Source organism: Paenibacillus sp. A14 (assembly GCF_036864815.1).
Lineage (GTDB): Bacteria > Bacillota > Bacilli > Paenibacillales > Paenibacillaceae > Fontibacillus > Fontibacillus sanfengchensis.
Genome location: NZ_JBAGJD010000001.1, coordinates 586,652 through 599,045, shown reverse-complemented (window position 1 = coordinate 599,045; position 12,394 = coordinate 586,652). Strand labels below are relative to the sequence as shown.

General features: G+C 52.2%; 14 protein-coding genes. 11 read left to right on the top strand and 3 right to left on the bottom strand.

The genetic code is table 11. From position 1 onward, the window contains the following. Positions 1-25 precede the first annotated feature (25 nt). Positions 26-631 carry a TVP38/TMEM64 family protein gene (locus V4U88_RS02960; protein WP_334071732.1) on the bottom strand — a complete coding sequence of 202 codons (606 nt, stop codon included), beginning with the start codon at positions 629-631 and terminating at the stop codon, positions 26-28. Between the two features lie 346 nt (positions 632-977). On the opposite strand from V4U88_RS02960, the gene V4U88_RS02955 reads away from it, so the two are divergent. Then, positions 978-1,685 (top strand): TerC family protein, encoded by a 708-nt coding sequence (locus V4U88_RS02955; RefSeq protein ID WP_334071731.1) that lies wholly within the window; start codon positions 978-980, stop codon positions 1,683-1,685. A 70-nt stretch (positions 1,686-1,755) separates the two neighbouring features. Here V4U88_RS02955 and V4U88_RS02950 read toward each other — a convergent pair whose 3' ends face one another. Continuing rightward, the gene (locus tag V4U88_RS02950) at positions 1,756-2,586 is read right to left on the bottom strand and encodes an AraC family transcriptional regulator (RefSeq protein ID WP_334071730.1); all 831 of its coding nucleotides are present in this window, start codon (positions 2,584-2,586) and stop codon (positions 1,756-1,758) included. A gap of 147 nt (positions 2,587-2,733) precedes the next feature. Between V4U88_RS02950 and V4U88_RS02945 the strand changes: the two genes are divergently transcribed. From V4U88_RS02945 to V4U88_RS02900, 10 genes are all read left to right on the top strand, one after another. After that, a complete protein-coding gene (locus V4U88_RS02945) occupies positions 2,734-2,859 on the top strand; it encodes a hypothetical protein (RefSeq protein WP_334071729.1) in 126 nt (41 codons plus the stop codon). Between the two features lie 118 nt (positions 2,860-2,977). After that, positions 2,978-3,748, top strand: a complete 771-nt coding sequence (locus V4U88_RS02940) for a sugar phosphate isomerase/epimerase family protein (RefSeq protein ID WP_334071728.1) — start codon at positions 2,978-2,980, stop codon at positions 3,746-3,748. Beyond that, the gene (locus tag V4U88_RS02935) at positions 3,741-4,823 is read left to right on the top strand and encodes a Gfo/Idh/MocA family protein (RefSeq protein WP_334071727.1); all 1,083 of its coding nucleotides are present in this window, start codon (positions 3,741-3,743) and stop codon (positions 4,821-4,823) included. The genes V4U88_RS02940 and V4U88_RS02935 overlap by 8 nt, the downstream gene beginning before the upstream one ends. 45 nt (positions 4,824-4,868) lie before the next feature. Then, positions 4,869-5,837, top strand: coding sequence for a sugar phosphate isomerase/epimerase family protein (locus tag V4U88_RS02930; protein ID WP_334071726.1), 969 nt, complete (start codon positions 4,869-4,871; stop codon positions 5,835-5,837). A gap of 190 nt (positions 5,838-6,027) precedes the next feature. Then, on the top strand, positions 6,028-6,345 hold the full coding sequence (locus tag V4U88_RS02925; RefSeq protein WP_334071725.1) for a winged helix-turn-helix transcriptional regulator: 318 nt from the start codon (positions 6,028-6,030) through the stop codon (positions 6,343-6,345). Positions 6,346-6,405: 60 nt separating this feature from the next. Beyond that, positions 6,406-6,975 carry an FAD-dependent oxidoreductase gene (locus tag V4U88_RS02920; protein ID WP_334071724.1) on the top strand — a complete coding sequence of 190 codons (570 nt, stop codon included), beginning with the start codon at positions 6,406-6,408 and terminating at the stop codon, positions 6,973-6,975. A 351-nt stretch (positions 6,976-7,326) separates the two neighbouring features. Then, positions 7,327-9,762: a nitrite reductase large subunit NirB gene (nirB, locus tag V4U88_RS02915; RefSeq protein ID WP_334071723.1), complete on the top strand. Its 2,436-nt coding sequence runs from the start codon at positions 7,327-7,329 to the stop codon at positions 9,760-9,762. 32 nt (positions 9,763-9,794) lie between these two features. After that, positions 9,795-10,133, top strand: a complete 339-nt coding sequence (nirD, locus tag V4U88_RS02910) for a nitrite reductase small subunit NirD (protein ID WP_334071722.1) — start codon at positions 9,795-9,797, stop codon at positions 10,131-10,133. Between the two features lie 42 nt (positions 10,134-10,175). Next, a complete protein-coding gene (locus V4U88_RS02905; protein ID WP_334071721.1) occupies positions 10,176-10,955 on the top strand; it encodes a formate/nitrite transporter family protein in 780 nt (259 codons plus the stop codon). A 154-nt stretch (positions 10,956-11,109) separates the two neighbouring features. Continuing rightward, positions 11,110-11,553 carry a hypothetical protein gene (locus V4U88_RS02900; RefSeq protein WP_334072056.1) on the top strand — a complete coding sequence of 148 codons (444 nt, stop codon included), beginning with the start codon at positions 11,110-11,112 and terminating at the stop codon, positions 11,551-11,553. 66 nt (positions 11,554-11,619) lie between these two features. On the opposite strand, the gene V4U88_RS02895 is transcribed toward V4U88_RS02900, so the two are convergent. Continuing rightward, the gene (locus tag V4U88_RS02895) at positions 11,620-12,336 is read right to left on the bottom strand and encodes a Crp/Fnr family transcriptional regulator (RefSeq protein WP_334071720.1); all 717 of its coding nucleotides are present in this window, start codon (positions 12,334-12,336) and stop codon (positions 11,620-11,622) included. Positions 12,337-12,394: the final 58 nt, after the last annotated feature.

Sequence of the window (12,394 nt, the reverse complement as noted above, 5' to 3'; positions counted from 1 at the left end):
GGCCGAAACCCCAAAACCGCCGGGGCTAGATCTCAGCCCATCTTTTATACAAAGCTAAAATGGCAAAAATGAACAGCATATAAACGGCGATAGCCCCGGCGGCAACCCAGGGTTTATTGAACAGGGAAGCGCCCAGAAAAGCGTAGAAGAACACGCCCGGCAGTTTGCCCACAACGGATGCGGCCAGATAAACCCGGAACCGGATGCCATAAGCGCCGGCGTACATGTTGACGGCCGTTTGCGGCAGAATCGGGATCAATTTGCAGACGACGATCGCTATAAAAGGACGCCGGTCAATCGCCGCCGTTATGCGTTCCAGCGGCTTGAACCGGTCGCTCCATCCGCGCGCGGCGTTTCCCCAACCGTAGGCGGCCCCCCAGTAATATACCGCGCCCGCCAAGGTCGAGCCGATCAGGGTGACGAAACCGCCCCAGAAAGCACCCGCGGCAAAGCCCGCCGCCGCGATGACCAGCCGATAAGGCATCACGGGGAAAACGGCAAACAAGGCGGACAGGACGAAGAGCAGCCAAAGCGGAGGACCTGCGGTCAACCAGCCGGCAAGCTCGTGTCTATAGGCGAAAGCCAGAACAAAGGCGGCGGCATAAACCGCCAGCGCGATCCATTTTTTCATGAAAACTCCTCTCAATCTCATTCTATCTTAAATACTATAACAGTTCATTTATCTCTCAAACTTGTCGGCGAAAAAATCTAGCGCATTTTTATTCTCCATGCTATAATAGTCTCAAATTTAACATGCATGGTTCCCAAAGGGGAGTAGCTGATACAATAAAGTCGTCATTACGGGTTTTCAGCCCCGGCTTTATTGGCAACCTTCGTTGTTAGCGAGACCTTTGCCCGGTGCGAGTATTGGGTAAAGGTCTTTTTGATGCTTAAAATGCGTCGTGCCCAATACAGACACGGCGTATTTTTTTTACGCCGGAAGCCAGAGTATGGATAGGACAGAAAGGGGAGAGAGCATGGATTTTTTTAGTGTTGATTTTTGGGCCGCCCTGTTTTCCATCATTCTGATCGACCTCGTCCTAGCCGGTGACAATGCCATTGTTATCGGACTGGCGGCAAGAAACGTTCAAAAGGCGGACCAGAAAAAAGTGATTCTGTGGGGGACCGTCGGTGCGATCATCGTTCGCGTCATCATGACGGTTCTGGTGCTGCAACTGCTCAATATTCCGGGACTTCGTCTCGTCGGGGGGCTTGCGCTCTTATGGATCGCTTACAAGCTGCTGGTCGAAGACAAGAGCCACGAAATTAACGCAGGGAGCCAGATGTGGGCGGCGATCCGTACGATTATTATCGCCGATACAATGATGGGCCTCGACAACGTTTTGGCCGTCGCAGGCGCCGCACATGGCGATTTCACTCTCGTCATTATCGGACTGGCCGTATCGGTGCCGATTATGGTATGGGGGAGTACGCTCATTCTTCGGCTTACGGAACGTTTTCCGGTCGTTATTACGATCGGGGCAGCCGTCCTGGCTTGGACCGCCGCGAAAATGCTCGTTGAAGAGCCGTTGATTCATGACTGGTTCGCTACGGCATGGATTAAATACGGTTTTGAGATCATCGCCATTATCGTGGTCGTGGGCATCGGGCTTATGATGAAGAGAAAGAAAGAGCGTTTGGATCAAATCGATAAGAAGTTAAAGCAGGGCAACCAGCCGACTTAAGGCCGGGAAACCCGCTGAAATGCACGCCGCCGTCGGCTTCCGTAAGGAAGGGACGGCGGCGTTTCCTATTTTAGTTCAGTTCGGCGCCGGTATTCCGGGCGGTCTGGCGGTACTGCTTCGGCGACATGCCGAAACGTTTGCGAAACACTTTGTGAAAGTAGTTATAGCTCGGAAATCCGGAGCTTTCGGCCACATGCTCCAAGGTCAGCGGGCTGAAGATGATTCGCTCACGGGCCATGTTTAGTCGGACCTCAAGAGTATATTGGATAATGCTCGTATTGAACGTTTCCTTGAACAGGTGGACGGCGCGGGAAACGCTGACCCCGACGTGAGCAGCCGCGTCCTCCAGTTTGAACGGAATGGCGGCGTTCTCTTCGATATAATTTTTGATCCGGTGGGCAAGATAGGTTGGATACGTGGTTGGCAGCGGCTGCTGCAGCAAATTCCGGTCGATATCCATACACAGGATCTTTAGATAGTATTCGGCGATCTCGGGAGAGGGATTGGAAATCCGCCGCTGCTCCAGCATGATCTGCCGGAAAACCCCGAGAATTCCTTCGGACAGGGGGACCTTGACTTTTCGCGGACGATCTTCCCGATTCCACCAGGACTCCACCCATTCCCCGGCCAAAAAAATATGATAGTCCCCGCTGTTCACCACTGGTTCCCCAAGCACCGTCTCCTCGGCGTCAATCCGCAGTTCATAGGGCTGGCCGGGAGCGACGAGCAAGAGATCTCCCGGTTCCAGCAACTCCAGGCTGCCGGACAGGCGGGTTCGGCAGCGGCCGGAGGCCTGCAGCCGAATCAGGTAGCTCTCCAGGCCTTCCGGCTGGAAGATGTGGTAGGGCTTGCTGTGAAGCGAATAACCAGCTAGCAATATTTGCAGGTTTTTGTGATCCATAAGTGGCTTTCCCCTGTGCTTTTTCAAAAATAATGACCAGATTGTTCATGTTTCAATCATATTATTCATTTTACAATAAGACAATTTGAAATACCATGTAGTTGAGTCTTTTGACACCACGATCGCTTCCTGGGAGGAGTGATGAGAATGACAAATATGAAAATCGGAATCATCGGCTGCGGGAACATTAGCCCTGCTTATTTAACGTACCTCGCCCAGAGCGAGATCGTCGAGGTGTATGCCCTTGCCGGTCTGCGTCCGAGAGGCTCATGAGCGGGGAGTTGAGTTTGGTCTTGTAAACGTATGCACCCTAGAGAAATTGCTGCAAAACCCCAAAAATAAGCAGTTTCTATGCAGCTCACAAAAAATGAAAATGAAGAGGTGAATGATCATGGTTAAAGTAGGTTTACAGCTTTATACCGTACGCGAGGCCATGGAGCGCGACTTTGAAGGTACGCTGCGGAAGATCGCCGGACTTGGCTACCAGGGTGTGGAGTTTGCCGGATTCATCGGGCGGATGTCCGACGAGGTCAAGGCGATTCTGGAAGAGACCGGCTTGACGGCGCTGGGAGCCCATACGTCTTACAACCGGCTTCTTCATGCTTTGGACGAGGAGATTGCCTTCAACAAAGCGATCGGCAACCGTTATCTTATTTTGCCTTATCTGGAGGAGAAAGACCGCGGGCGCTGGGAAGAAGTGCTGGAGGACATGAAGACGATCGGCAAAAAATGCGCCGATGCAGGCATGGTTCTCTTCTATCATAACCATGAATTTGAGCTGACCGAGGAATTGGACGGGCAGCCTGTGCTGGACGCCATATTTGCCAAAATTCCTGCTGATCTGATCCAGATGGAACTGGATTCCTGCTGGGTAAGTTACGCCGGTTTCGACCCGCTGGAGTATATCTCAAAATACAGTGGGCGTCTGCCTTTGCTTCATCTTAAAGACATGGTAATCAAAAGCGACGGAAGCGCGGAGACCGTGGAACTTGGACAAGGGGAAGTGGCGGTCAAGGAAATTGCGGACGCCGCGATTTCCGCAGGCGTGGAATGGCTTGTCGTAGAGCAGGATCATTGCGCGGGAGATGCGATGGAGAGCATCGAAACGAGTAGGGATTGGCTGCGAGACTATGCAAACAAGGGAGGACAAATCCATGTCTAAAATTTTGAAAGTAGCGATTATCGGATGCGGCGGCATCGCCAACGGCAAACATTTGCCAAGCCTGGCGAAACAGCCGCAGGTTCAAATGACGGCTTTTTGCGATATCGTGGAGGAACGTGCGGCCAAGGCGGCGTCGGAATACGGCGCGGAAGGGGCAAAAGTATACACGGATTTCCGCAAACTGCTTGAAGAAACGGATGTGGACGTAGTCCATGTCTGCACGCCGAATGACTCCCATGCGGAAATCACGGTCGCTTCGCTGGAATCCGGCAGACATGTGATGTGCGAGAAGCCGATGGCCAAAACGGCGGAGCAAGCGCGTCGAATGCTGGATGCGGCCAAGCGGACCGGTAAAAAGCTGAGCATCGCCTACCAGAACCGCTTCCGCGACGACAGCTTGTTCCTGAAGCAAGTTTGCGAAAACGGCGAACTGGGAGATATCTACTTCGGCAAAGCGCTGGCGCTCCGCCGCCGGGCGGTACCGACATGGGGCGTTTTCCTGGACGAGGAGAAGCAAGGCGGAGGTCCGCTCATCGATATCGGTACCCATGCGCTGGACTTGACGCTGTGGCTGATGGATAACTACGAACCGAAAAGCGTAACCGGATCGGTCTTCCATAAGCTGGGCAGCCGTGCGAATGCGGCCAATGCGTTCGGCCCTTGGGATCCGGAACAATTCAAAGTGGAGGATTCCGCTTTTGGCTTCATTACGATGAAGAACGGGGCGACGATCGCGCTGGAATCCAGTTGGGCGCTGAACGTCATCGACTTCGGGGAAGCCAGAACCTTGCTGTGCGGCACCGAAGGCGGCGCGGATATGAACGACGGATTGCGTTTGAACGGCGAAAAGCTGAGCCGGCTTTATGAAACGAAAGTCGATTTCGGGTCCGGAGGCGTAGCGTTCTTCGAGGGTCAGCAGGAAAACGACGCTACCCGCGAAGCCAGATACTGGGTGGAGGCCATTCTCGAGGATAAGGAGCCGCTCGTAAAACCGGAGCAGGCCCTCGTTGTCACAGAGATTCTTGAAGCGATTTACGAATCGGCGAAAACAGGAAAAACGGTATATTTTGACTAATTTATAACAGGACACACAAAACGTCTTGATCTAGGAGGTAAGGACATGAAGTTAGGTGTTTTTATGGTTCTGTTCGGCGGCCGCCCGTTTGAGGAGGCACTGGATCTCATCGCCGCCCAAGGCTTGAAAGCGGTTGAGATCGGCACGGGCGGACACCCCGGCAATTCGCACTGCAATCCGGACGAACTGTTGGGAAATAAAACGGCTCTCAGCAACTTCAAGAAAGCGGTGGAATCCCGCGGTTTAACCATCAGCGCGCTAAGCTGCCACGGAAACCCGCTGCATCCGCAAAAGGCGGTAGCCCAAGAGTTTCACGATGTTTTCGTAAAAACCGTGCAGTTGGCCGAACAACTGGAAGTTCCGGTTGTGAATACCTTCTCCGGCTGTCCGGGTGATCATGAGGACGCCAAGTATCCGAACTGGCCCGTGGCCCCTTGGCCAAACGACTTCCAGGAAATTTTGGACTGGCAGTGGAAGAACAAAGTGATTCCTTACTGGACCGAGTGGGGGAAATACGCGGCCGACCATCATGTGAAAATCGGGCTGGAGCTGCACGGCGGCTTCTCCGTGCACACGCCGGCTACGCTTCTTCGCTTACGCGAGGCGGCGGGCGAGGTGATCGGGGCCAATCTGGACCCGAGTCACATGTGGTGGCAGGGCATCGATCCGGTTCAAGCTATCTCGATTCTCGGCCGGGCGGGTGCGATTCATCATTTCCACGCCAAAGATACGACGATCGATCCCGTGAATGTGCATCGCTACGGAATTACGGACATGCAGCCGTATACGGCCATGCTGGATCGCGCTTGGCAGTTCCGGACCGTCGGCTTCGGGCATGACATGAAGACCTGGGCGGACATCATCAGCGCACTCCGTCTGCATGGTTATGATTATGTAGTAAGCATCGAGCATGAAGACGGCCTGATGTCTACCGAGGAAGGTTTCACCAAAGCGGTGAAGAATCTTCAGCAAGTGTTGATCGAAGATTCGGCATCCGAGATGTGGTGGGTATAACTGGCGGAAAAGGGAATATAATTTAGCAATAGCGGCTGCCGCCCGGCAGCCGTTTTTTTGGGAGCATGTAAAATTCACACCCTTTCCCTTGGTGTTTTTTTGCACAAAAATATGCTATGATGAAATATACTAACTAATTGTAAGCTAACACCGAAAAATCCGGTTTTAACAACGATGGGGTGAGAACGTTATGGAAGAAAACCAGTTTGCGATGTGTCCGCGTTTCGAATCGGCCTTCGTCATTCTCGGGAAACGCTGGAACGGTTTGATTATTCATACGCTGATGAGCGGTCCGAAGCGGTTTAAGGACATATCCAACGGCATTCCGGCCATGAGCGATAAAATGCTGTCCGAGCGGATGAAGGATCTGGAGAACGAAGGGATTGTAGTAAGACATGTCTATCCCGAAACGCCGGTACGCATCGAATATGAGCTTACGGAGAAAGGGATGGCGCTTAGTCCGGTAATGGAACAGGTTCAAAATTGGGCGGAGGCGTGGATCGAGTAAAGAAACGTGCCGTTATCCTGCGGGGAGGCGGCACGAAATATATGGAAAGTGGGTGTACTTGTGGCTGAGGTAATCGTAATCGGAGCGGGACCGGCCGGTTCCAGCGCAGCCTTGTTTCTCGCTAAGGCAGGGAAGGAGACCCTGGTTCTGGACAGCAACGCCAGCATGACGAAGCGAGCCTGGATTGAGAACCATTATGGGGCCAAGGATATCTCCGGTCCGGATCTGCTGACAATCGGTCGGGAGCAAGCCCAAAAATTCGGCGCCAAGTTTATCGAGGAGAAGGTAACGGTTGTCGATACGAATGGCGGTTCGAAGGTGACGGTGAAAACGGAGAACGGCCGCAGTTATGAGGCTGCTCATGTGATTCTGGCAACCGGTGCGCTGACTGAACTGGCCGGTACCATCGGCCTGAATTTGGTGGAGGGCCGCGAGCCGCGAATCAAGACGGTCATCGAAACCGATGGCTTCGGGCGCACAAGCAAGCCCCGTGTATGGGCGGCGGGTACGGCCGCCGGTGTAAGCGTTCACACAATTGTTACGGCGGGTGACGGGGTGAAGGTAGCCATAGAAATTATCAGCGAGCTAAATGGCGAGCGCTACGTTGATCACGATGTATTGAAAAACTGAGAATGCCATCATACTTATTGTCAAAAGCCTCCCGAGCTTCCGAATCAGGGGGCTTTTGGCGTAGAATTGACAAAATCAAAGTGACTGCAATCACAAAGTTTATTTTTTTTATATCGTAGTTTAGAGCTAGTAATTTATTGGCCGCAGGGGTGAAAACCGGGTAGGAGGGTGATTTTCTATTTTTCAATAGAGAATTGTAAGAAAGTATGAACAATTTTGTGATATTTTTCACATTTATCGTGAAATAGATCACACATTTATTTAAATTTTAATGATATAATCGAAACATAAGAACAAAAACAAGGACGATGCAGTTAGAGTTCGCGTCATTTTGAAGGAGGCAAATCCGAAATGGGAACTGATAGAGAAAAGCTTGTGGTGATCGGCAACGGGATGGCGGGGATCAGCACCGTCGAGCAGATTTTGAAATTGACCAAGAAATTTGACATTACGGTTTTCGGGAGCGAGCCGCACCCGAACTATAACCGGATCATGCTTTCTTATGTATTGGAAGGCAGCAAAACGATCGATGATATCGTGCTGAATGATCTGAATTGGTATCGCGACAACGAAATTACGTTGCATACGGGAACGACCGTATCGAAAATCGACGAACAGGCCAAAGAAGTAGTGACCGTAGACGGAATGCGCGTACCTTACGATAAGGTGCTGATCGCGACCGGCTCGAATTCGTTCATTTTGCCGATTCCGGGCAGCGATAAGGAAGGTGTGGTCGGTTTCCGCGATATCGCAGACTGCAATCAAATGCTTGAAGCGGCGAAAACTTGCCGAACGGCTGCCGTCATCGGCGGAGGTTTGCTGGGTCTGGAAGCGGCCAAGGGGCTTGTGCAGCTCGGAATGGATGTCACCGTCGTTCATTTGATGGAGGATCTGATGGAGCGTCAATTGGACCACCAGGCCGCGTCGATGCTGAAGGCGGAGCTTGAGCGTCAGGGCATCAAATTCAAAATGGGCGCCCAAACGACGGAATTGCTTGGTGATACCCGAGTAAGCGGCCTGCGCTTTGCGGACGGTACCGAACTGGAGGCCGAATTCGTTGTTATGGCCGTGGGGATTAAACCTAACGTGGCCGTGGCCAAGGAAAGCGGGATCGAAGTGAACCGGGGGATCGTGGTCAACGACTACCTGCAAACCTCGGTGGACGGCGTATACTCGGTCGGCGAATGTACCGAGCATCGCGGAGTTTGCTATGGCCTGGTTGCTCCCCTCTTCGAACAGGGCATGGTGCTTGCCAAACATATTAGCGGCGTGGAGACGGCTCCTTATGAAGGTTCGGTAGTGTCGACCAAACTTAAAATTTCGGGAGTCGACGTATTCTCGACCGGCGAATTTATCGATGGTCCGGAACATACCGTGATCGCCAACAAGGATGACTGGAAGCGCACTTACAAGAAGATTTTGCTGCAAGACGGCGTTATGGTAGGTGCTGTCCTGTTCGGGGACATTACCGACTCGGCGGAACTGCAGAAGCTGATTAAGCAGAAAACGGTGATGACGGATGAGTTGTACGATTCGCTGATGGGAACCGGGTGCTGCGGCGGTGGTGGCAAGAAGACGACCTCGGTCGAAACGATGCCGGACGAAGAAATTGTCTGCGGCTGTAACGGGGTAACGAAAGGAACGATTGTCGACGTCATTACGAACCAAGGGCTGACGACGGTCGATGAGATCAAAGCGTGCACCGGAGCAACCCGCTCGTGCGGCGGCTGTAAACCGGTGGTGGAGCAAATTCTGCAGTATGTTCTCGGAGATGGTTTCAAGGAAACCGCAAAACAAGGCATCTGCGGCTGTACTACGCTGAGCCGGGATGAAATCGTGGCGGAAATTAAGGAAAAAGGACTCCAAACTACCAAAGAGGTCATGAATGTGCTCGGCTGGAGCCAGCCGGAAGGCTGCTCGAAGTGCCGGCCGGCCATCAACTACTATCTTGGTATGCTGCATCCGGATACGCATGAGGATGAAAAGGAATCGCGTTTCGTCAACGAAAGAATGAGCGCCAACATTCAAAAGGACGGAACTTATACCGTCGTTCCGCGGATGTATGGCGGCGTTACAACACCGGAGGAATTGAAACGGATCGCCGATGTCTCGGTGAAATACGACGTGAAAGTCGTCAAGGTAACCGGCGGTCAACGGCTCGATCTGATCGGCGTGAAGAAAGAAGATTTGCCGAAGGTTTGGGAAGAGCTGGATATGCCGTCGGGCTACGCTTACGCCAAATCGCTGCGCACGGTTAAAACATGCGTCGGCTCGCAATTTTGCCGCTTCGGCACGCAGGACTCGATGGGCATGGGCGCTACGCTGGAGCGCAAATTCGAGCGGCTCGACTTCCCGGCGAAATTTAAATTGGCCGTGAACGGATGTCCGCGGAACTGTGCGGAATCGTGCACGAAAGACATCGGGATCGTCGGCAACGACGGCGGCTGGGAAATTTTTGTCGGCGGCAACGGCGGGATTAAAGCGCGGCTTGCGGATTCGCTCTGCAAGGTGAAAACCGACGACGAACTGATTGAAATTGTCGGTGCTATCATGCAGTACTACCGGGAAACCGGGAACTACCTGGAAAGAACCTCGGAATGGGTGGAACGTATCGGGTTGGATGCCATCAAAGCTGCGGTGGTGGATGATGCCGAGAACCGTAAAGCGTTGATGGAACGGATTGAATTTGCGCTCAAGCAAGTGGAGGATCCATGGAAGAAAATGCTTCGCGAAGACGAGCAAAGCGGCAAGCTGTTCAACCGTCTCGAAATGAGTAACCAACTATAAGCATCGCGCGAAAGAGAGGAGAGAGTGTGATCATGGAAAAAGAGAAGGAGTTTTACCCTGTCGGAGCATTGGAGGAGTTTCTCGTTCAAATCGGCCGCGTGGTGGAGATCGGGGGACGGCAGATCGCCGTCTTCCGCCTCTCGGACGGACGGGTATTCGCCGCGTCGAACAAGAGTCCCCATCCCAAAGGCGGACCGCTTGCGGAAGGAATCGTGTCCGGACACTATTTGTACGATCCGCTATATGACTGGAAGATTGACTTGACCACGGGACTTGTCCAGGCCCCGGATACCGGGTGTGCGGAAATGATCCCGGTGAAGGTGGAAGAGGGTCAAGTCTGGATCGCGGCGGGGGCGCTCCAACCGCAATAGAGCAGTACATTTTTGAGGAGAGAGCTTGGGGAGGAAGAGACGATGTTTACGCAAAGTGTCGAGACCATTGTAGAAGCAGCCGTTAAGAAGAAAGAGAAAATGAATGAAAGCCTGCTAAGATATTTCGTATCCACGCTATTGGCGGGCGCTTACGTAGGCTTGGGGATTATCCTGATTTTCAGCGTTGGGGCCCCGCTGGCTGCGGCCAAATCCCCGTTCCAGACGATGGTCATGGGGATGTCCTTCGGGATTGCGTTGACCCTGGTCATCTTCGCCGGTTCCGAGCTGTTTACCGGAAACAATATGTTCTTTACGGCAAGTACGCTGGCCAAAAGAACGACGGTAGGGGACACCATGAAAAACTGGGGGATTGTGTTCCTCGGCAATCTGGCGGGAGCGGTTATCCTAAGTTTACTTATCGTAGGTTCGGGGCTCTTTAAAACCGCTGCGCCGGAGCATCTCCTGTTTGCATCCGCGGCGAAGAAGATGGGCGCTCCTGTAATGGAATTGTTCTTCCGCGGCATTTTGTGTAACTGGCTCGTCTGCCTCGCCATCTGGATGGCGAACCGGGCTAAGGACGACATCTCCAAGCTGGTGCTGATCTGGTGGTGTCTTTATGCCTTTATCGCCAGCGGCTATGAGCATAGCGTCGCAAACATGACGTTGCTCAGCTTGTCCGTGCTCTTGCCGAACCATCCGGAAACGGTAAGCCTGGCCGGCTGGTTTCACAACATGATCCCGGTCACGCTCGGGAATATCGTGGGCGGCGCCGTGTTCGTCGGCATGGCTTACTGGTTCATCTCGCCAGTTCGGAAAAAATAAACGAATAGATGAATATCAAAGGCTGCCTCAACGGGATAAATCCGTTGGGGCTGTTTTTATGGTCAAAGGATATTTATTCTCTGCAACACTAGTGAATCCAAATCCGTTATATGTATAAGAGTGAGCGACGATGGGAGGGGAGCGCTTGAAGTATATGCTTGTATTGCTGCTCATTTTAGTCGTTGGTTGTACCCAAATCTCGAAAGAGCAATCCGCTCTCAAAAGCTATCTTGAGGAAAAAGGATATCGGGTGCTTTCTTACGAAGGACGCGTTGATAGTTACCAATTAACCAAGCAAAAAATAGTCACACTTCCTCATATGATCTATTGGGGCCTACAAACCGTTGATCCTTCCAACTATTTTGGTAAAACGGTGTACGTTGAAAAGTTTACGGTGAAGAATCATCCACTGGCACAAGGGAAAGTTGAGGTTTATGTTTACGTAGTCGACGGGAAGCCCTTTGGGGGAACATCAAATCCATCCGGAGAAGAATTAATGGGTGGTTATTGGTCTCTAGAGGGAAAAACGCTGGAGGAAATTCAGCTTAAGCCTTTCCAGGAATGGCAGCATGACTGGTTGAAAACATATAGCAACTGAGGTTTCAAATGGATGACGCTGCAGCGTACAGCCCGGGATCTCTCCCAGGCTGTTTTCGAAGTCCAATCAGATGCGGCAAATCTCATTCGGACATAGTTCACAATGGCAAATATCCTGCAACATGACCAAATCCTTGATCACAATCATGCCGTTCTCGTATTCCAGCGCGTCCTTCTTTCGCAGATCGCTCAGCATCCGGTTTACGCTCTCCCGGGTAGCGCCGATCATGTTGGACAGGTCGGTGTGCGTAATCTTCTTGTTGATAAGGATGTTGTCGCCATGCTGTTCGCCGTACGTGTTGCTCAGACGGATCAGGGTTGAGCAGAGGGCGCCCGGTTTGCCGTACATCATCAGGTCGCGGAATTTGGTCTGCGTCAGGCGGTGGTGGATACCCATCCATTTCATGAAGTCAATGGCGAAATCGCAGTGTTGGCAAATCATAATTTCAAGGTCCTTCTGCTCGATGACGCCGATTTCGCTATCCTCGATCACCTCGGCGGTGAAGCTGTGCTTGGTGCTGAAGAAGGGATCGGCCTGGCCGACCATATCGCCGCGACCGTACATGTATAGAATCAACTCTTTGCCTTCGTCGGTGGATTTAGTCAATTTGATCCGGCCACGCTTAACATAGAACAGTTTATCGGAAAAGTCGCCCTCCCAGAAAAGATGGGTTCCTTCGGGATACGTCTTATCTTTCATCGTAACAAGTAGCCGGTTAAAGTTTTGCTCCGTAAAGCAGCTAGTATTGCCGCGGGGTTGTGTGGCGCTCACCATTTCACTCATTTTAATTTCCCCTTTGCACTCCTAAATTTATCTGAAAATTTAAATTAATTATATAACG